Origin of the sequence: Rhodobacter sp. SY28-1, assembly GCF_005222785.1 — a bacterium.
GTDB lineage: Bacteria > Pseudomonadota > Alphaproteobacteria > Rhodobacterales > Rhodobacteraceae > Tabrizicola.
In genome coordinates this window covers 438,123-456,572 of sequence record NZ_STGH01000002.1, presented here as the reverse complement: position 1 = coordinate 456,572, position 18,450 = coordinate 438,123, and the positions used below count along the sequence as shown (strand labels likewise).

27 protein-coding genes are annotated in these 18,450 nt (G+C 64.9%); 21 read left to right on the top strand and 6 right to left on the bottom strand.

What is annotated here, in order from left to right; all coding sequences use genetic code 11:
• Positions 1-94: 94 nt before the first annotated feature.
• A complete protein-coding gene (locus tag E8M84_RS11270) occupies positions 95-970 on the top strand; it encodes a glycosyltransferase family 2 protein (RefSeq protein ID WP_137111294.1) in 876 nt (291 codons plus the stop codon).
• Here the strand turns inward: E8M84_RS11270 and E8M84_RS11265 are convergent.
• The 3 genes from E8M84_RS11265 to E8M84_RS11260 form a co-directional block, all read right to left on the bottom strand.
• Positions 931-1,482: a class I SAM-dependent methyltransferase gene (locus E8M84_RS11265; protein WP_240790359.1), complete on the bottom strand. Its 552-nt coding sequence runs from the start codon at positions 1,480-1,482 to the stop codon at positions 931-933. The two genes, E8M84_RS11270 and E8M84_RS11265, sit on opposite strands and share 40 nt — an antisense overlap.
• Before the next feature lie 110 nt (positions 1,483-1,592).
• Complete coding sequence (locus E8M84_RS21440; RefSeq protein ID WP_170971945.1) at positions 1,593-1,760, bottom strand: hypothetical protein; 168 nt, start codon at positions 1,758-1,760, stop codon at positions 1,593-1,595.
• A gap of 423 nt (positions 1,761-2,183) precedes the next feature.
• Entirely contained in the window at positions 2,184-2,414 is a 231-nt protein-coding gene (locus tag E8M84_RS11260) for a hypothetical protein (protein ID WP_137111293.1), read from the bottom strand.
• A gap of 108 nt (positions 2,415-2,522) precedes the next feature.
• Between E8M84_RS11260 and E8M84_RS11255 the strand changes: the two genes are divergently transcribed.
• Entirely contained in the window at positions 2,523-3,077 is a 555-nt protein-coding gene (locus E8M84_RS11255) for a sigma-70 family RNA polymerase sigma factor (protein WP_137111292.1), read from the top strand.
• A complete protein-coding gene (locus tag E8M84_RS11250) occupies positions 3,070-3,396 on the top strand; it encodes a hypothetical protein (protein ID WP_137111291.1) in 327 nt (108 codons plus the stop codon). Before E8M84_RS11255 ends, E8M84_RS11250 begins: the two co-directional genes overlap by 8 nt.
• Positions 3,397-3,450: 54 nt before the next feature.
• On the opposite strand, the gene mdh is transcribed toward E8M84_RS11250, so the two are convergent.
• Positions 3,451-4,413, bottom strand: coding sequence for a malate dehydrogenase (mdh, locus tag E8M84_RS11245; protein WP_137111290.1), 963 nt, complete (start codon positions 4,411-4,413; stop codon positions 3,451-3,453).
• A 156-nt stretch (positions 4,414-4,569) separates the two neighbouring features.
• On the opposite strand from mdh, the gene E8M84_RS11240 reads away from it, so the two are divergent.
• Positions 4,570-5,319, top strand: a complete 750-nt coding sequence (locus E8M84_RS11240) for a sulfite exporter TauE/SafE family protein (protein WP_137111289.1) — start codon at positions 4,570-4,572, stop codon at positions 5,317-5,319.
• 155 nt (positions 5,320-5,474) lie between these two features.
• Positions 5,475-5,729: an Ada metal-binding domain-containing protein gene (locus E8M84_RS11235; protein ID WP_137111288.1), complete on the top strand. Its 255-nt coding sequence runs from the start codon at positions 5,475-5,477 to the stop codon at positions 5,727-5,729.
• Here the strand turns inward: E8M84_RS11235 and E8M84_RS11230 are convergent.
• Positions 5,681-5,992 (bottom strand): hypothetical protein, encoded by a 312-nt coding sequence (locus E8M84_RS11230; RefSeq protein ID WP_240790358.1) that lies wholly within the window; start codon positions 5,990-5,992, stop codon positions 5,681-5,683. The genes E8M84_RS11235 and E8M84_RS11230 overlap by 49 nt on opposite strands.
• 180 nt (positions 5,993-6,172) lie before the next feature.
• On the opposite strand from E8M84_RS11230, the gene E8M84_RS11225 reads away from it, so the two are divergent.
• From E8M84_RS11225 to E8M84_RS11150, 16 genes are all read left to right on the top strand, one after another.
• Entirely contained in the window at positions 6,173-7,018 is an 846-nt protein-coding gene (locus E8M84_RS11225; protein WP_137111287.1) for a CoA ester lyase, read from the top strand.
• A 38-nt stretch (positions 7,019-7,056) separates the two neighbouring features.
• Positions 7,057-7,626, top strand: coding sequence for an NnrU family protein (locus tag E8M84_RS11220; RefSeq protein WP_137111286.1), 570 nt, complete (start codon positions 7,057-7,059; stop codon positions 7,624-7,626).
• Positions 7,627-7,723: 97 nt separating this feature from the next.
• Positions 7,724-7,927: a DUF1737 domain-containing protein gene (locus tag E8M84_RS11215; protein ID WP_137111285.1), complete on the top strand. Its 204-nt coding sequence runs from the start codon at positions 7,724-7,726 to the stop codon at positions 7,925-7,927.
• Positions 7,924-8,946 (top strand): MaoC family dehydratase, encoded by a 1,023-nt coding sequence (locus tag E8M84_RS11210; RefSeq protein ID WP_137111284.1) that lies wholly within the window; start codon positions 7,924-7,926, stop codon positions 8,944-8,946. Before E8M84_RS11215 ends, E8M84_RS11210 begins: the two co-directional genes overlap by 4 nt.
• A 198-nt stretch (positions 8,947-9,144) precedes the next feature.
• On the top strand, positions 9,145-9,540 hold the full coding sequence (gene sdhC, locus E8M84_RS11205; protein ID WP_137111283.1) for a succinate dehydrogenase, cytochrome b556 subunit: 396 nt from the start codon (positions 9,145-9,147) through the stop codon (positions 9,538-9,540).
• Between the two features lie 11 nt (positions 9,541-9,551).
• Positions 9,552-9,923 (top strand): succinate dehydrogenase, hydrophobic membrane anchor protein, encoded by a 372-nt coding sequence (gene sdhD / locus E8M84_RS11200; protein WP_137111282.1) that lies wholly within the window; start codon positions 9,552-9,554, stop codon positions 9,921-9,923.
• Positions 9,924-9,934: 11 nt separating this feature from the next.
• Positions 9,935-11,737 carry a succinate dehydrogenase flavoprotein subunit gene (gene sdhA / locus E8M84_RS11195; RefSeq protein WP_137111281.1) on the top strand — a complete coding sequence of 601 codons (1,803 nt, stop codon included), beginning with the start codon at positions 9,935-9,937 and terminating at the stop codon, positions 11,735-11,737.
• A complete protein-coding gene (locus tag E8M84_RS11190; RefSeq protein ID WP_137111280.1) occupies positions 11,737-12,414 on the top strand; it encodes a class I SAM-dependent methyltransferase in 678 nt (225 codons plus the stop codon). The genes sdhA and E8M84_RS11190 overlap by 1 nt, the downstream gene beginning before the upstream one ends.
• Positions 12,411-13,166, top strand: coding sequence for a hypothetical protein (locus tag E8M84_RS11185; RefSeq protein WP_137111279.1), 756 nt, complete (start codon positions 12,411-12,413; stop codon positions 13,164-13,166). The genes E8M84_RS11190 and E8M84_RS11185 overlap by 4 nt, the downstream gene beginning before the upstream one ends.
• Entirely contained in the window at positions 13,163-13,513 is a 351-nt protein-coding gene (locus E8M84_RS11180; RefSeq protein WP_137111278.1) for a hypothetical protein, read from the top strand. The genes E8M84_RS11185 and E8M84_RS11180 overlap by 4 nt, the downstream gene beginning before the upstream one ends.
• A gap of 8 nt (positions 13,514-13,521) precedes the next feature.
• The gene (locus E8M84_RS11175; protein WP_137111277.1) at positions 13,522-14,370 is read left to right on the top strand and encodes a hypothetical protein; all 849 of its coding nucleotides are present in this window, start codon (positions 13,522-13,524) and stop codon (positions 14,368-14,370) included.
• Complete coding sequence (locus E8M84_RS11170; protein ID WP_137111276.1) at positions 14,370-14,672, top strand: hypothetical protein; 303 nt, start codon at positions 14,370-14,372, stop codon at positions 14,670-14,672. Before E8M84_RS11175 ends, E8M84_RS11170 begins: the two co-directional genes overlap by 1 nt.
• Positions 14,672-15,466, top strand: coding sequence for a methyltransferase domain-containing protein (locus E8M84_RS11165; RefSeq protein WP_137111275.1), 795 nt, complete (start codon positions 14,672-14,674; stop codon positions 15,464-15,466). The genes E8M84_RS11170 and E8M84_RS11165 overlap by 1 nt, the downstream gene beginning before the upstream one ends.
• A gap of 3 nt (positions 15,467-15,469) precedes the next feature.
• Positions 15,470-16,246, top strand: coding sequence for a succinate dehydrogenase iron-sulfur subunit (locus E8M84_RS11160; RefSeq protein WP_137111274.1), 777 nt, complete (start codon positions 15,470-15,472; stop codon positions 16,244-16,246).
• Between the two features lie 9 nt (positions 16,247-16,255).
• The gene (locus E8M84_RS11155) at positions 16,256-16,450 is read left to right on the top strand and encodes a hypothetical protein (RefSeq protein WP_137111273.1); all 195 of its coding nucleotides are present in this window, start codon (positions 16,256-16,258) and stop codon (positions 16,448-16,450) included.
• A gap of 115 nt (positions 16,451-16,565) precedes the next feature.
• The gene (locus E8M84_RS11150; protein WP_137111272.1) at positions 16,566-17,426 is read left to right on the top strand and encodes a DUF1989 domain-containing protein; all 861 of its coding nucleotides are present in this window, start codon (positions 16,566-16,568) and stop codon (positions 17,424-17,426) included.
• Here E8M84_RS11150 and E8M84_RS11145 read toward each other — a convergent pair.
• Positions 17,423-18,406, bottom strand: a complete 984-nt coding sequence (locus tag E8M84_RS11145) for an aldo/keto reductase (RefSeq protein ID WP_137111271.1) — start codon at positions 18,404-18,406, stop codon at positions 17,423-17,425. The two genes, E8M84_RS11150 and E8M84_RS11145, sit on opposite strands and share 4 nt — an antisense overlap.
• Positions 18,407-18,450: the final 44 nt, after the last annotated feature.

Below are 18,450 nucleotides of genomic sequence, written 5' to 3'. Positions count from 1 at the left end.
GAGTCTGGGGGGCAATGGTGCCGGGCGCAAGTCAGGTTCGCCGCAGGGGTCCGGTGGGCTTTACCCCCACCAACCTGCTGGCTAGAAGTCCCGCATGCGCCATGTCATCACCTTGTCGACGATCCCGCCGCGTTTTACCCAGATCGGCCCCACCCTGGCCTCGCTGGTGCGGCAGACCTCGCGGCCAGAGGCGGTCGAGCTTTACATTCCCGCCAGTTATCGCCGGTTTCCCGAATGGGGCGGCGGACTGCCCGAAGTGCCCGAGGGGGTGACCATCGTACGGATAGAGGCGGACCATGGACCCGCAACCAAGGTGCTGCCCGCCGCGCGGAAGTGGAGTGGGCAGGGAGTGGACCTCTTGTACGCCGACGATGACCACCATTACGCCAAGAACTGGGCGCAGCGGTTCCTGGACGTTCGGCGCGAACATCCCGAGGCGGCGGTTTGTGCGGCGGCGACCACGGTCGAGCGGATGGGGCGGCCGTGGTCTGCACCGCGGCCGACGCCGACCGCCCGGATCGCGCCGGGCTATCAGGAGCAGATCGGCTTTCACCTGCGCCGTCTGGGCAGGGCGATTGTCGAAGGTATCGTTCCGGCACGGCCCGGCAGGGTCAAGCTGCTGCCGAAGTTCCGCAAGCTGGACGCATCGGGCTTTGTCGACATTGCCGAGGGGTATGCGGGCGTCGCGCTTAGTCCCGAAATGCTGGACGATGCGGCGTTCGACATTCCGCCGGTGATCTGGTCGGTCGACGATGTCTGGCTGTCGGGCCACCTCGCCCGCCGCGGAGTGCCGATCTGGGCGGATCAGCGGTTGAACCTGGCGCAGGCGATCCTGCCGTTGTCCCGTACGGCGCCGCTGTATTCGGCGGTGATCGAAGGCAGCAACCGGCCGCAGGCCAACACCGCCTGCGTCGACTACATGCGGAAAACCTATGGAATCTGGGGCGGCACGGCGGCCCAGAGCACCTGACCTCGGGGCAGAAGCTGGGCGGAGCGGCTGGCGGTGAAGCCAGCCTCGGCTACGGTCTGGACGATGCGTTCTTCGGCGACATGGTAGGGCGGGCGGTCGGGGTGGGTGACGACGCCGTCGGGCTGGCGTGTGGGGCAGGGGTCGTCAGAGAGAAACACCGTGAAAAGCACGCTGCGGAGATTGGGGAAGCGGCGGAGGTTGGTCAGCGCGGTCTGCAGGTCGGCGTGGGGGAGATGGGTGAAGACGCCGAAGGCGATGGCCAGCGTGATGGTATCGGGGACGGTCGGGAAGGCGAAGGTGGCGTCCTGAACCAGGTGGTCTTCGGGGAGGCGCGCGGGGTCGGGGAGTTCGGTGAGCCGCCCGTGCCGCATCAGGGCGAGGGAGGCGTCGGTACCCCAGTAGTGTCCGGGTTTCAGGTAGGGGACGGCCTTGTGGCCGAGCCTGAGCGCGCCGCATCCGATGTCGAGAAGGAAGTCGTCGGGGGTCATCCCGTGGTCGAGGAGGGCGGTCATCTGGACGCGCCCCGTCTCGTCCCAGCGGCCGCCGACGATGTCGCGATGGCGGCCCTTCGCGATGGCCTCGTCATAGAAGCCGGGGGCGAGGTAGGGGGACTTGAGCCGGGTCAGGCCTTGTCGTCCTTCTTCGCGGCGGCGGCCTTCATGCGGGCGAGGAGCTGTTCCGGCGTCTCGCGCGGGGGCTTCACTGCCTTGGGAGCGCCCTTCTGGGCGTGGTCGGGGCCGCGAAGAGTGCTGCGGGCGCCCTTGGGGTTGCCGGATTTCGAGTAGTCCATCGGGGGCCTCCGGGGAGTGGGGTTTGAGGGGTGGGATGCCGGATTTGCGGGCGGGGGGCAAGGGGGTGTGGGAGTGTCCACGGTGGACAGAAGCGGGGAGTGAGAGATTTCAGGGGATTAGGCGAATGAATTAAGGAGTTGGGAAGTATTGGCTGAGGACTGCCAGCATTGAGGAGTGGATCAAATGCTGTGCCCCGAAAGCCAAAGGCTTTGAATCCCGTAAGGGCATTTGAGGGCTTTCAGCGCGATTGCGCGTCCCAAGCAAACACCCGGCGGGCGGTCCGTGTGGAGCGGCTTCAGCCTCTGGTCGCTGAGATGGATTTGCAGATCAGGCCGTGATAGCCTTCAGGAACGACAGCATTGTCCGGCGCTTGAGTTCCGATTGCGGCTTGTCCAGCCGAATGCCGATCTGTCCACCCGATTTCAGGCGAGAACCAGCCCGCGCGACCGCAAGACTGACAGTATTCCCGCAACCGAGATCAGCAGGCCTGCAACAGTGCCACCGAGGACGGAGAGCATCAGGATCTTGGGCTCTGACTGGCCGATGCCAAGCCATACCAAGGCCGCGAGGATCAGGGGAATGTGCATTCCGACAAAGATCACGCCGACAACTTTCAGGATCGTGCCGTACTTCGTGAAGAGGTCTTCGTTCATCATCTTCCTCCAACAAGTCAGATTGCAGAGACGTGTCCTTGATAATTTCTCCCACAGGGTGAAACTTGCTGACGATTGCAGCGTAAAGTTGACCTGAACCGGGCATAAATGCAGAAAATTGCATCACCCTCTGATCTTGATGCGCTAATGCTGGCGACGAAGCGGGGAAGTCAGCGGGATTTCAAGAGGTTGGTCGATGCGAGCAGTGCAAGGCTTTACGGAGTGTTGCTGGCCATGCTGCGGGACCGGGATCAGGCGCGGGATGCATTGCAGGTGACGTTCGCACGGGTCTGGCTGCGGGCGAAGAGCTTTGATCCGGACCGGGGACCGGCAGAAGTCTGGATGATCTCGATCGCCCGGAACCACGCGATAGACCTGATGCGGGCCCGCAAACGCCGGGCCGAAGTGGTGACAGATGATCTACCGGAAATTCGCGACCGTGCACCGACGCCAGAGCGCCGGGCAATCATCGGAGGGGAAGTTCGAAAGCTGATGTCCTGTCTGGAAAAGCTTGACCCGAAACGCGCGCAGGCGATCCGGATGGCCTATCTGGAGGGTGCGAGCTACGAGGACCTTGCCGAGCGGATGAGCACGCCCCTGAACACGATCCGCACCTGGCTGCGGAGGGGGTTGAGCGCGCTGAAGGACTGCGTCGATGGCTGAAGCGATCCCGCGCGACGACCTGGACCTTCTGGCTGCGGAATATGTCCTGGGTCTTCTTGATGCTGAGGCGCGACGTGCTGCGGCTGCGCTGGTCGAGGGAAATGGGACAATGCGGCTGTTGGCCGAGCAGTGGGAGGACAGGCTTGCCGATCTGAATGCGGAATTCGTTTCGGTCGAAGCCCCGGATGTGTGGCCCGCGCTTGACCGTCAGCTTTTCGCCGCCCGTCGCAAGCGCACACGGCTGTTCTGGCTGCTGGTGGGAGCGTTTGCGGTGGCCCTGGTCACGAAGGTGGCGTTCTGGGCGCAGCTGCTGGGATGAAGACCGAAGGACGCGGGGCACACTGGCCGCGCGTCCTTTGGCACAGGTTCGGCCTTAGGCCAGCGTCGGGTCGATGCCCTTGCAGGCGGTCACGAGGCCCTTCACGGCGTCGACGGACTTGTCGAACATGGTCTTCTCGGAAGCGTCGAGCTTCACTTCGACCACACGCTCGACCCCGCCCGCGCCGATGATGACCGGAACGCCGACATACATGCCGTCAAGCCCATAGGCGCCCTTGACGTGGGCGGCGCAGGGGAGGAGGCGTTTTTGGTCCTTGAGGTAGGCTTCGGCCATTTCGACGGCGCTGGCCGCGGGGGCGTAGAAGGCGGAGCCGGTCTTGAGGAGGCCGACGATTTCCGCCCCGCCGTCGCGGGTACGCTGGACGATGGCGTCAAGCTTTTCCTGCGTGGTCCAACCCATCGCGACGAGGTCGGGCAGGGGGATGCCGCCGACGGTCGAATAACGGACGGAAGGCACCATCGTGTCGCCGTGGCCGCCAAGGACGAAGGCAGTGACGTCCTTCATCGAGACGTTGAATTCTACGGCAAGGAAGTGGCGGAAGCGGGCAGAGTCGAGGACGCCGGCCATGCCGATGACCTTGTTGTGCGGGAGGCCCGAGAATTCGCGCAGCGCCCAGACCATCGCGTCCAGCGGGTTGGTGATGCAGATCACGAAGGCGTTCGGGCAGTTGGCCTTGATGCCTTCGCCCACGGACTTCATCACCTTGAGATTGATGCCCAGAAGGTCGTCGCGGCTCATCCCCGGTTTGCGGGGGACACCGGCGGTGACGATGCAGACATCGGCGCCCGCAAGGTCGGCGTAGGTGTTGGTGCCGGTGAGCGAGGCGTCGAAGCCTTCGACCGGGCCGGACTGCGCGAGGTCCAGGGCCTTGCCCTGCGGCGTGCCCTCGGCGATGTCGAACAGGACGACGTCGCCCAGTTCCTTGAGCGCGATCAGATGCGCAAGCGTGCCGCCGATCTGACCGGCGCCGATGAGGGCGATCTTGGGTCTGGCCATGGGAGCCTCCTGGTTCGGGTGAATCGGCCAGAGGGGTAGCGGCTAATCGGGCGGCTGTCCAGCCTTGGGCGGCGCGTTGTATACCATTGTATGCTAAAAAATCGCGCTTTCGGTCGGAGGTCGGAGGGGTTAGCGGTAACGCCGGTGGAGGGCGCGATGGAAGAAGTCTGGTTCTGGGTGGCGGCCGTGGCGGCTGCCGCGATGGTGGGGATGGGCAAGGGCGGGATTCCCATCGTTGGCATGCTGGCGGTGCCGGTGATGGCGCTGGTGATGAACCCGGTGGTCGCGGCGGGGATGCTGCTTCCTGTCTTTGTCGTGTCCGACATGTTCGGGCTGTACGCCTACCGCCATGAGTTCGACCGGCGGGTGCTGGGCATCGTGGTGCCGGCGGCGATCGTCGGGGTGGGCGTAGGCTGGGCTACGGCCTCGATCGTGTCGGAGGCGGCGGTCACGCTGTTGGTGGGGGTGATCGGGCTGGCCTTTGCGCTGAACCTGGTCCTGCGGCGCCCGGTGGGGGGGGAACCGAAGCGGGCGGAGGTGGCGCCGGGGATGTTCTGGGGCGGCGTGGCAGGGTTCACGAGTTTCGTCAGCCATGCCGGTGCACCGCCCTATCAGGTCTACACGCTGCCCCTGGGCATGCCGAAGGCGGTGTTCGCCGGGACCTCGACGATTGCCTTCGCGATCATCAACGCGGTGAAGCTGGTGCCCTATTACGCCTTGGGTCAGTTGAACCTCGGCAATCTGAAGGTCGCGGCGGTGCTGAGCATCCCGGCGGTGATTGCGGTATTCGCTGGGGTGCGGATGGTGCGGCGGATGCCGGAGAAGCTGTTCTACCGGCTGGTGACCTGGGCGCTGTTCCTGATTTCGCTGAAGCTGATCTGGGACGGGGCACGGGCGGTGATCTGACCCGGTTCTTGCGGGTTCCAGTCTGCGGGTGCTGACGTTCCCGTGCGATCCTGCCATGCTTTGCCGGTCTGCCCCCTCACCCTGGCCCTCTCCCCCGGTGGGGAGAGGGGACGCGGGGTGGCAGGCGGTACGCCAGGATTGCGGAGGTCGAGAGGATGCCGGATGCGGATGAGCTTTATGCGTCGCTGGTGGCGCGGGACGGTCGGTTTCTCGGGGTCCTGGTCTGTGTGAAGACCACCGGGATCTTCTGCCGGATGACCTGCCCGGCGCGGACGCCGCTCCAGAAGAACGTGGAGTTCCGGGCGACGGTCGACGCGTGTGAGGCGGCGGGGTTCCGGGCCTGCAAGCGCTGCGAGCCAGATCAGGCCGGGTCGCCCCTGGCGGGCAGTTCTTCGGTCACCGTCTCGTAGTTCGAGCCCGAAGCCATCAGGCACATCATGCCGTGGGGGAGCGTCATGGTGATCGACCAGGTGCCGGTTTCTTGGGAAGCGAAAAGCTCCATCACGGCGGCCTGACCGGCGATCCCGACCGAGCGACGGGTTTCGCCGTAGCGGTCGGCAAGAAGCGAGATGACCGCCTCGCGGCTGTCGCATTGCGGGGCGGAGTGGACGATCTGGGGGACGGCAAGGACGGCAGCGAGGCCGAAGGAGAGGGTGAACATTTGCTGGGTCATGGGCGGGCCTTTCTGGCGTTCGGGATGCAGGAAAGGCTGCCGGGATCAGGCTGACAGGCGGTTAACGGGGCGAGTCGGCGCTGCGGGTGCCAAGGAGTTTCTGCATTGCGGCGAAATTGGGCTTGCCGTTTGTGTCCGATCCGTGCTTTCAAGCGCAAGAATGTTGCGCGGAGGTGAGTCGTGGCGCGTCCCTATCGGTCTGTCCTGTATATTCCCGCCTCGCGTGAGCGGGCTCTGGAGAAGGCGCGGGAGTTGGCTGCTGATGCGATCATCTTCGATCTGGAAGATGCGGTGTCGCCCGAGGAGAAGGTGCGGGCGCGGGAGGTGCTGGCCTCGGGCCTCGGCGACACCGACTATGGGCCGCGGGCGCGGATCGTGCGGGTCAATGGCCTTGGGACCGAGTGGGCTGAGGGGGACCTCGCGGCCTTCGGGGGGCATCCGGGGGTGGATGCGGTCTTGCTGCCGAAGGTGAATTCGGCGGCCGATCTGGATGCGGTGGCGGGGAAGGTCAAGGCTCCGCTATGGGCGATGCTGGAGACGGCGAAAGGATGCCTGAATGCCGGGGAGATTGCGGCGCATCCCCGGCTGGAGGGGATGGTCATGGGGACCAATGACCTGGCCAAGGAGCTGGGCGCGCGGTTCCGGGCCGACCGGTTGCCGCTGATGGCGGGTCTGGGCACTTGCGTGCTGGCGGCGCGGGCCGAAGGCAAGGTCATCGTGGATGGCGTTTTCAACGCGTTCAAGGACGAGGCGGGTCTGCGGGCCGAATGTGAGCAGGGGCGCGACATGGGTTTCGACGGCAAGACGCTGATCCACCCGGCGCAGCTGGAGGTCGCGAACGCGGTGTTCGCTCCGTCTGAGGAAGAGGTTGCGCTGGCCCGTCGTCAGATCGCGGCCTATTCCGAGGCGCGGATGCGTGGGCAGGGGGTTGCGGTCGTCGACGGGAAGATCGTCGAGAACCTGCATGCGGCGACAGCGCAGGCCCTGATCCGCAAGGCCGAGGCAATTGCGGCGTTTGCGGTTTAGGGGCAGGGTGCGGCCGATGAACCGGCTGGAGGCCTTCGATGACACTGATCGTACTGGGTTTGGCGCTGTGGTGGGCGGCGCATCTGTGGAAGCGGATGGCTCCGGCATCGCGGGCGCGCTTTGGCGAGCCGGGGAAGGGGATCGTCACGGCGCTGGTGCTGGCGGGCGTGGTGCTGATGGTGGTCGGCTTCCGCGGCAGCGTCTGGCTGGGGATCGACGGGGCGGAGTTCGTGCCGGTCTGGGACCCGCCACGGTTTCTGGTGCATGTGAACAACCTGTTGATGCTGTTCGCCTTCTACCTGTACGCGGCATCGGGCATGAAAACGCGGATCACCCGGGTCATCCGGCATCCGCAGCTGACGGCGGTGAAGACCTGGGCTGTCGCGCATCTGCTGGTGAACGGCGACCTTGCCTCGATCGTACTGTTTGGCGGGATCCTGGCCTGGGCCGTGGTGTCGGTGATCCTGATCAACAAGGCCGAGCCGAGGGGGCCGCTGCCGGAGCCCGCGCCAGTGGGCAAGGAGATCGGGGCCGTGGTGGGTGCAGTCGTGGTGATGGGCGTGGTGATGCTGGTGCACAACTGGCTGGGGGTGCCGCCCTGGGGCTGACGGAGTATTGGGGGGCTTCGCGCCCCCCAAACCCCCCGCGGAGTATTTGAGGCATGGGCAAGACAATTTTAGTCGAATTGTCTGAGGTTTGGGGAAGATGAAGCTCTATCGGTTTCTGAGTGCGGATGACACATCGGCCTTCTGTCACAAGGTGACGGCGGCCTTGAACAAGGGATGGGAGCTGCATGGCGGACCCACCTATGCCTTTGACGCGGCCAATGGCGTGATGCGCTGCGGGCAGGCGGTGGTGAAGGAGGTGGAGGGCGAGTACCACCCGGATGTGAAGTTGGGCGAGCAATGAAGACGAATCCGGGGCGGTTCTTCGAAGATTACACCCTGGGCGAAGTGATTGCCCATGCGGTGCCGCGCACGGTCGGGGCGGGGGAGCGGGCGCTGTACCACGCTTTGTATCCGGCGCGGGGGGCCCTGTATTCGTCCGACGAATTCGCGCGGTCGGTTGGCCTGAAGGCGAGCCCGCTGGACGACCTGATCGCCTTCCATACGGTGTTTGGCAAGACGGTACCGGACATCTCCCTGAATGCGGTGGCAAACCTTGGCTATGCCGAGGGGCGCTGGCTGCGGCCGGTCTGGCCAGGGGATACGCTGCGGTCGGAGTCCGAGGTGATCGGGTTGAAAGAGACCTCGTCGGGCGCGACGGGGGTGGTCTGGGTGCGGACGCGCGGGATCAACCAGCATGGCGAGGCGGTATTGGAGTATGTCCGCTGGGTGATGGTGCGCAAGCGGCGGCGGGAGGTCGTGGTGCCGGTGGCAGTACCGGAGCTGGCGTCGGTGGTTTCGGCTGAGGCGCTGGTGGTACCGGAGGGGCTGGATTTTTCGCGCCATGATTTCGGGCTGTCGGGGGAGCCGCATCGCTGGGGCGACTACGCCTTCGGCGAGGTGATCGACCATGTCGATGCGGTGACCATCGAGGAAGCCGAGCACATGCTGGCGACGCGGCTTTGGCAGAACACGTCAAAGGTGCATTTCGACGTGGGCCAGCGCGAGGATGGGCGGCGGCTGATCTATGGCGGGCATGTGATCTCGCTGGCCCGCGCGCTGTCGTTCAACGGGCTGGCGAACGCGCAGATGATCGTCGCGCTGAACGCAGGGGCGCATGCGAACCCGTGTTTTGCGGGGGATACGGTCAGGGCCTGGTCGGAGGTGCTGGACCGGGCGGAAACTGCGGTGCCCTCCGTGGGGGCGCTGCGGCTGCGGCTGGTGGCGACGAAGGGCAAGGTGGGCGAGTTGCGCGGGACGGACGGGAAATACCTGCCCGAGGTGCTTCTGGACTTGGACTACTGGGCGCTGGTGCCGCGCTGAGTCGCGGTTGGCCCGTGCTGTGATCACGCCTCTGAAAGTCGTGATCACAAAGCAAAGAAATCCGCGCATGATAGCGACAACATGTTGCAGTTGCGGCAATCCCTGCGTGACACGCGCAAAATCCGCGCTATGCAGGACAGCGAACGACAGCCTGGCGCTGGCCCGATGGACCCGCGCCGCCAGACGTGAGGATCGATCATGGCAGACGTCAAGCGGGCCGCGCCCGTATCCCGCCCCCTGTCTCCGCATCTGCAGGTCTACCGCATCCAGATGACGGCGGTCAGCTCGATCCTGACGCGGATCACCGGACATGCGCTGGTGGCGGGGGTGGTGCTGGGGGTGTGGTGGCTGCTGGCCGCGGCGACGTCGGATGCGTATTTCGCAACGGCCAATGCAGTGGCGACCAGCTGGTTCGGGGACCTGGTGTTCACCGGGTCGCTTTGGGCGGTATGGTATCACTACCTGGCGGGCTTGCGGCACATCTACTTCGATGCGGGCCACGGGCTGGACGTGCCCACGGCGGAAAAGCTGGGCTGGGCCTGCGTCATCGGGTCGGTCGTGCTGACTGTGATCACAATTCTTCTGGTTCAGTGAGGGAAGCCGCCATGCGCTATATCACTCCCCGCAAGCGCGCCGAGGGTCGGGGTGCCGCCCATGCCGGGACGGAGCATCACTGGTCGATGACGGTCTCGGCCGTCGGATTGGCTTTCCTGGTGCCGGTCTGGCTGTACGTGTTCGGCCGGGCGCTGGGCCAGAGCCGCGAGGCGGTGCTGGAGACCTTCTCGCACCCGTTCCCGGCGATCCTGACGGCGCTGGTGCTGGTGGTCGGGATGCGCCATTTCGCGATGGGCGCGACGACGATGATCGAGGACTACGCCCGGGGCACGACGCGGAAGATGCTGATCATCTTCGCGATCTCGCTTTCCTGGGTGATTGCCGCGACGGGGCTGTTCGCCCTGGCCCGCATGGCGCTGTGAAGGACCTGATGATGACTGCCTATCCGTATGAGACGCATGAGTATGACGTGGTCGTGGTGGGGGCTGGCGGGGCTGGCTTGCGCGCGACCTTGGGCATGGCCGAGCAGGGGCTGCGGACGGCCTGCGTGACGAAGGTGTTCCCGACGCGGTCGCACACGGTGGCGGCGCAGGGGGGGATTGCGGCCAGCCTTGGGAACATGGGGCCTGACCACTGGCAGTGGCACATGTACGACACCGTGAAGGGGTCGGACTGGCTGGGCGACACCGACGCGATGGAATACCTCGCGCGGGAGGCCCCGAAAGCGGTCTACGAGCTGGAGCATTACGGGGTGCCGTTTTCGCGCACCGAAGAGGGCAAGATCTACCAGCGGCCCTTTGGCGGGCACACAACCGAGTTCGGGAATGGCCCGCCGGTGCAGCGGACCTGTGCGGCGGCGGACCGGACGGGGCATGCGATCCTGCATACCCTGTATGGGCAGTCGCTGAAGAACAACGCGGAGTTCTACATCGAATATTTCGCGCTGGACCTGATCATCACCGACGGGGCCTGCACGGGCGTTGTCGCCTGGAAACTGGACGACGGCACGATCCATGTCTTCAACGCGAAGATGGTGGTTTTGGCGACGGGCGGTTACGGGCGGGCTTACTTCAGCGCGACCTCGGCGCATACCTGCACCGGGGACGGCGGGGGCATGGTGGCGCGGGCGGGTCTTCCGCTGCAGGACATGGAGTTCGTGCAGTTTCACCCGACGGGGATCTATGGCTCGGGCTGTCTTATCACCGAGGGCGCGCGGGGTGAGGGCGGGTATCTGACGAACAGCGCGGGCGAGCGGTTCATGGAGCGGTATGCGCCGCACTACAAGGACCTGGCGCCACGCGACTATGTCAGCCGCTGCATGACGATCGAGATCCGGGAAGGCCGGGGCGTGGGGGCGAATGCCGACCACATCCACCTGAACCTGTCGCATCTGCCCCGCGAGTCGCTGGAGTTGCGGTTGCCGGGGATCACGGAAAGCGCGCGGATTTTCGCAGGCGTGGACCTGCACAAGGAGCCGATCCCGGTGCTGCCGACGGTGCACTACAACATGGGCGGCATCCCGACGAACTATTGGGGCGAGGTTCTGAACCCGACGAAGGACAACCCGGATGCAGTCTTCCCGGGCCTGATGGCGGTTGGTGAAGCTGGGTGTGCTTCTGTGCATGGGGCGAACCGGCTGGGGTCGAACTCGCTGATTGACCTCGTCGTGTTCGGTCGCGCTGCGGCGATCCGGGCGGGGCAGGTGGTGGATCGAGGGGCGTCCGTGCCTGCCACCAACAAGGCCGAGGTCGACAAGGCCTTGGGTCGGTTCGACGACCTGCGGAACGCCAAGGGCGCGGTTCCGACGGCGGAACTGCGGCTGGAGATGCAGCGCACGATGCAGGCCGATGCGGCGGTGTTCCGTGCCGAGGAAACCCTGGCGGCGGGCGAGAAGAAGATGACGGTGATCGCGGGCAAGATGAATGACCTGCATGTCACCGACCGGAGTCTCGTCTGGAACAGCGACCTGATGGAGACGCTGGAGTTGACCAACCTGATGCCGAACGCCTTGGCGACGATCTACGGGGCCCATGCCCGGACCGAAAGCCGGGGGGCGCATGCGCATGAGGATTACCCGCAGCGCGATGACGTCAACTGGCGCAAACATTCGCTGGCCTGGGTGGATGGCGACAAGGTCACGCTTGACTACCGGGCGGTGCATACCGACCCTCTGACCACCGAGGCGCAAGGCGGGATCGCTCTGGCGAAGATCGCCCCGGCGGAAAGGAAGTTCTGATGGCAGTCACGCTGCGCTCGCTTTTTCGACGCAAGAAGGAAGTTAGCGAGTTCCACTCGGATGCTTACTGGCGTGATCGATATGAAGCTGGGGGGAATTCTGGAGCAGGGTCCTACGGCAGATTGGCCGAATACAAAGCCGGCTTCATAAATGATCTGGTGAAGACGCATGAAGTGCAAAGCGTCATCGAATTTGGCAGCGGTGATGGCAATCAGTGTTCGCTTCTGACGATTGAAAACTACACCGGGGTAGATATCAGCCCGGCAGTCGTCACCGCCTGTCGGAAGCGTTTTGCTGGACGAGAGAACTGGCAGTTTTTGACCGACGCAGAGTATCAAGTCAATCCAGCGCAAGCCGACATGTCCATGTCTTTGGACGTGATCTATCATCTGGTCGAGGATGCAATCTTCGAGCGCTATATGGAGACTCTGTTCTCTGCTTCGAGGCGGTTCGTGCTGGTCTACAGTTCGGATACAGATACTCCCAGCAGAGCGACCCATGTCCGGCACCGATCCTATTCGAATTGGATAGCGGCGCATGCGCCCGCTTTCGCTTTGGTCGAGGCGTTCGAACAACCCTATCCGATGCGACCGGGAAGCGACCCGCGCACAACGTCCTTTGCCAGTTTCAAGCTGTTTGCGCGCCCATGCGACACGCTGTCCGAGGGCAAACCGTGATCGTCGCGAATTTGGCCACCTATCCGCCGCGTCGTGACGGCATGCTGGACGTCGTACGAGCGCTTGCTTCGCAGGTCGACAGGTTGAATGTGGTCCTGAACGAGTATGATGTGATCCCTGCAGAACTGGCCAGCATTGACCGGGTGGTGCCGGTCATTCCGGAAGAGAACACGATGGATGTGGGCAAATTCTACGTCCAACCTGCCGCAGAAGATCTGGTGATGTATGTCGACGACGACATCTACCCTCGTGCTGACTTCGTCTCGCGCACTGTCGACCGGTTCAACGCACTTGGCCCCGGTCGCTGGCTGGCCGGGTATCATGGGTCGCTTTACCTGAAGCCGACCCTGAAACACCCGATCCGATACTTTTCCTTTTCGCGCCAGAGGATCGCAAACTATCGCAAAGTTTGGGCCTGTGACCGCGCCTTGGATCAAGCGACGGTGGTTGACCAGATCGCCACGAACTCGGCGATCATACGCGGGGCAGATGCCCCGACCTATGAGTTCATGCGCGACAGCCGCAAGTTCGTAGATGTCAGGTTGGCGCGCTGGGCGTTCGAGCGTGGGATCACGCCAGTGTGCCTGCCAAGGGATGCAAGCTGGCTGCGGATCGGGCGCTATGGACATGAGTCGATCCACAATAGCTTTACCATGCGTCACCACGCGCATGTTTCCGAAGAGATTTGGACCTACGCGTTCAAGGTCGCGGGTCGCGGCGAGGTCGTGCAATCGCAGGGAGGGATGGCATGAAGAAGTGCATTGTCAAGAAACAGCTTCAGAGGTCAGGGCAGATCTCTTTGTGCATTCTGCTGCTTGCCGCCTGCGATCCGGCCGAACTGGTCAATGACACGCTGAAGCGCACGGCGCATACGGTGGTGTTTCCGGTGGTGAACATCGACATGCCGGCTGAACCCGCCCGGAAGGCGACCAAGTGCATTCTGGACGCGGCCAGCGAGAACGAGCTGCGGCTTCTGGCGCGGGATGTGGGGGTGGAAGCGGGGACGGCGACCAAGGCCACGATCCGCGAGATCGCCTTGCGGCCTGCGGCGCAAAGCTGCTTTGCGGCGAATGGCGTTCCGCCTCTGGTCGGTGGCTGACACCCGACATGGCGGCGGCTGGGACAGAGCGGGGGGGTGTGAAGGGGCGCATCAGGCCAGACCTGAAGGTCGCGGTCGTCTTCTTCGGCATCACGCGCGCGCTGCGGCTGACCTTGCCTGCGATCCTTGAAAACGTGATCGACCCGGCCCGTGCCATCGCGCGGGAGGTGCGGCTGTTCGGGCATTTCTTCGCCCAGACGGCGATCCAGAACGCGCGGTCCGGGGAAGAGGGGCAGCTTGACCCCGAGGAATACCGGCTGCTGGCGCTGGACGGGGTGGAGCTTGAGGCTCCGGGCGCGTGTCTGGACCTGTATCCGATGGCCGCGATGCAGGCGAAGGGCGACATCTGGCGTGACGACTTCGCCTCGTTCCGCAATCTGGTGCATCAGCTGCATTCGCTGAAGCGGGCGACGCTGCTGGCGGAAGCGTTCGAGCCGGATATCGTGGTCTTTGCCCGGCCGGACCTGCTGTATCACGACAGCATGGCCGAGCCTCTGGACTTCCTCGCGCGGGCGCATCGGTCCTTCGTGCTGGTCCCGGACTGGTCGCAGTGGTTCGGGCTGAACGACCGGTTTGCGCTGGCCAAGGGGGCGGAGGGGATTGCCGCCTATGGCAAGCGGGCGGACCGGATGGGGGAATACTGCGCGCGGGGCAAGCGGCTCCATTCTGAGCGGTTCCTGAAATATGCGCTGGAGGGGCAGCGGGTGCGGCAGGTTCATCTGCGCGCTTCGCGCGTGCGGTCGAACGGGTTGCAGGTGCTGGAAGATTTTACCCCGGGTCGGGGTCCGATGGGCAAGCGCCAGCTGGTGCCCCTGGGGACGATCCGGCCCGAAGCGGCAGAGGCAAGGAGCGCATGATGAAACGGGTGATCGGGGCGGGTCTTCTGCTGCTGCCGCTGGTTCTGTCCGCCTGCGGGCCGATGTCGCTGGCCGAGGCCGAGCGGCAGTGCTTTGAGCGCGCGCGGCTGGCCAAGCAGCCCCGGGGCGAGGTCTCGGTCGGGGTTGGTTCGGGCGGGCGAACAGCGGCGGGGCTGGAGTTGAACGTGAGTTCGGACTTCCTTCTGGGCAAGGACCCGTCGGCGGTCTACGAGACCTGTGTGATGAACAAGGCGGGCGAGCCGCCGAGCCGACCCTTGTACGCGCGGCCGGATTGGCGCTGATGGCGAAGGATGTGATCCCCACGCCGGATCCGCGGCAGGTGCGGTTCGCCAAGGGCGCGCTGGAGCGCATCCGGCGGCGGCGCGTGCGCGAGTTCGAGGCGATGATGGTGACGGGGTTCACCCGGACCTGCCCGGTCTGCGGCTATGTCGGCGAGTTTGCTCCGGTGGGGGAACCTCCGCGTCTGGACGGGCTGTGTCCCTTGTGCCGATCACGGGAGAGGCATCGGCTGTTCAAGCTGTGGATCGACCGGCGGGGCGGGATCGGCAAGGACATGTCGGTCCTGCATTTCGCGCCGGAACCCGTGTTCGAGCCGATCCTGCGGGAGATGGCGGGGACCTATGTCACCGCCGATTTCATGCGGACGAAGGTCGACCGCAAGCTGAACATCGAGGCGCTGGAGCTGGACAACGCGAGTTTCGACCTGATCATCGCGCATCAGATCCTGGAACATGTCGATCACCACAAGGCGCTTGCCGAATGTTTCCGGGTGCTGACGCCTGGCGGGCGGCTGGTGGTGACGACCCCGGTGATCGAGGCCTGGGAGACGACTTACGTCAACCCCGCCATCACCACGGCGCGGGACCGGATGCTGCATTTCGGCCAGAAGGACCACAGCCGCTATTTCGGGCGCGACGTGAAAGATCACATGCGCGCGGCCGGGTTCGAGCTGCACGAGTTCGTCTCGGTCGAACCGGACGTTTCCACCTATTCCCTGATGCGCGGCGAGACGTTGTACGAGCTGACAAAGCCCGCGACCCCCACCCAGTCGAAGACCAAGACCAGGAAAGGTTGACCCATGGTCCAGTTCACCCTGCCGAAGAATTCCAAGATCCGCACTGGCAAGACCTGGCCCAAGCCCGAGGGCCGGAACGTGCGCAAGTTCCAGATCTACCGCTGGAACCCCGATGACGGCGAGAACCCGCGGGTCGACACCTATTTCGTCGACATGGATACCTGCGGTCCGATGGTCCTGGACGCGCTGATCAAGATCAAGACCGAGATCGACCCGACCCTGACCTTCCGGCGGTCCTGCCGCGAGGGCATCTGCGGGTCCTGCGCGATGAACATCGACGGGATCAACACGCTGGCCTGCATCTATGGCCTCGATGAGATCAAGGGCGACGTGAAGATCTACCCCCTGCCGCATATGGCGGTCATCAAGGACCTGATCCCGGACCTGACACATTTCTACGCCCAGCATGCGTCGATCATGCCGTGGCTCGAGACGAAGACGAACCGCCCGGCCAAGGAGTGGCGGCAGTCGATCGAGGACCGGAAGAAGTTGGACGGGCTGTATGAATGCGTGATGTGTGCGTCGTGTTCGACCTCTTGCCCGTCGTACTGGTGGAACTCGGACCGGTATCTGGGGCCTGCGGCGCTGCTGCATGCCTATCGCTGGATCATCGACTCGCGCGATGAAGCCACGGGCGAGCGGCTGGATCAGCTGGAAGATCCGTTCAAGCTGTACCGCTGCCACACGATCATGAACTGCGCGAAGACCTGCCCCAAGGGGTTGAACCCGGCCAAGGCGATTGCCGAAATCAAGAAGATGATGGTGGAACGGGTGGTTTAAGGGCCGCCCGTGCCGCTGCCACTGCTGATTCTGGCGGGCGCGGTCTACCTGTTTCTTTGGCACCAGTGGCGGACCACGACCTTGACGCGGGAGTGCCGCTGGCGACTGGATCGCAGCGTGGCGCCGGACTTCTGGCGCTGCGCGGTCTGCGGGGCCGAGGCGCGGGGGGCGGAGCCGAAGGATTGTCTGCGGCAGAAACGGTAGGGCTGGGCACGGCGTTTTCGATAACCGCTCGACGGAGCCCTTGAAGGCTTCGGTCCGTTTTCTTTCAAGAAATCGGCGCTTGCGGGGGGTGGCGGTTCCGGGAAGACTTGCGGCCATGAAGCCCGATCATCCCGAACACCCCGCCCCCGCCGATGCTGCAGCCCGCAAGGCTGTGGTCCCCGTGATTTGCTATCCGGTGGAGGGGCTGCCTCGGCCTGACCTTGCCGCCTACCGCGCGGCGCGGGAGGGGTGGACGCTGGTGTCCGAGGTGCTGGTCCCGCCGCGTGAGGCCCGCAGTTTCGAGGTTCCGGCGGGGTGGTTTTTCCGGATCGTCAGTGTCGAGGGGCCTCAGGTGGGTGACCTGAACCTGTTTGCCCTGGAGAACCTGGGCGAGCGGTTCTTTTCGGGCAAGACGCGGGCGCTGCACGGGACGCATTTGTCGACGGGGGACCGGATGTGGTCCTGTTTGCCCTATCTGCGGCCGATGGCAACGATCACCGAGGACACGCTGGACTGGTACGGGTTCGATGTCTTTGGCGGGTCGGTGCATGACGTGATCGGTACGCGCTGCGATCCCTATACTCATGCGCTGTTGTCGGGGGGCGAGCAGTATCACCACTGCTGCCATTCCAACCTGACCCGTGCGGTTGCGGATCACTGGGGCCTGCCCGCGAAGGCGGCGGAGTTGCATGTGCATGACGTGCTGAACGTCTTCATGTGCACCGGGTTCACCCGCGACACCGGGCAGTATTTCATGAAGGCCTCGCCCGTGCGGCCCGGGGACTACCTGGAGTTCATGGCCGAGATCGACCTTCTGGGGGTGCTGTCGGCCTGTCCGGGCGGGGATTGTTCCAGCGAGCATTCGTCCGATGTCGCCGCGTGTCATCCCCTGCTGGTGCAGGTGTTCAAGCCGAAGGCGCCTCCGGTCGGGTGGGCACCGTCGGGGCCGAACCCGTATGACCGGACCCACGGTTAGGAGTAGCGTTCGACCGTCTGTGCCTGAAGGTCGTCGTAGCGGTCGCCCCAGGCCCAGCCGATGGGGAGGAGGCGGTCGATCTCGTTCCGGTCGTGGTCGTCGAGGTCGATTTCGGGAGCCATGGCCCAAGCTCGGAGGTGCTCGGCCGTGCGGGTGCCAGGGATCGGCAGGATGTGCACGCCCCGGTCGAGGAGCCAGGCGAGGGCAAGGGCGGCTGGGGTGAAGCCTCGGCCCTGTGCGAAGGCGTGGAAGGCGTCGAGCTTGGCGCGGTTGTTCGGCCAGTTCTCCGGGTGGAAGCGCGGGATGCGGGTGCGGAATTCCTTCGGCTGGAAGGTCGCGGGGTCGGTCATGGGCGTGCCGAAGGCTCCGCGGGCGAGGGGGGAGAAGGGGACGAAGGCGACGCCAAGCTGGGCGCAGCGCTGGATGAGGCCGAGTTCCGGAGTGCGGGTCCAGAGGGAGTATTCGTTCTGGACTGCCATGACCGGGTGGACGGCGTGGCAGCGTTCCAGCGTGTAGGGGCCGATTTCGGACAGGCCATAGCCAAGGATTTTGCCTTCTTCGACAAGGCGTTGCATGGTGCCTGCGAGATCTTCCGCCGGGACTAAGGGGTCGTGGCGGTGGGCGTAAAAGAGGGTGACGTGGTCGGTGCCAAGACGCTTGAGCGAGCGTTCGAGTTCGGCGCGCAGGTGTTCCGGCCGGTTGTCGATGCGGCGGGCGGGGTCGTCGGAGAAGGCGGCCTTGGTGGCGATGTGCGGGCGTTTGCCTGACTGCTTCAGCCATTTGCCGATGAAGGTCTCGCTGACGCCCTCGCCGTAGCGGTTGGCGGTGTCGAGGAAGGTGATCCCTGCGTCCCAGGCAGCGTCGAGGGTGCGGAGGCTTTCGGCTTCCGTGGTGGGGCCGAACATGCCGCCGAAGGAGAGGCAGCCGAGGCCGAGAGCCGAGACTTTGGGGCCAGTCCGTCCAAGCTGCCGCTGTTTCATCGCCGTCTCCTGCCGTTTGGCGGCAGAAGACGGGACGGGGCGGG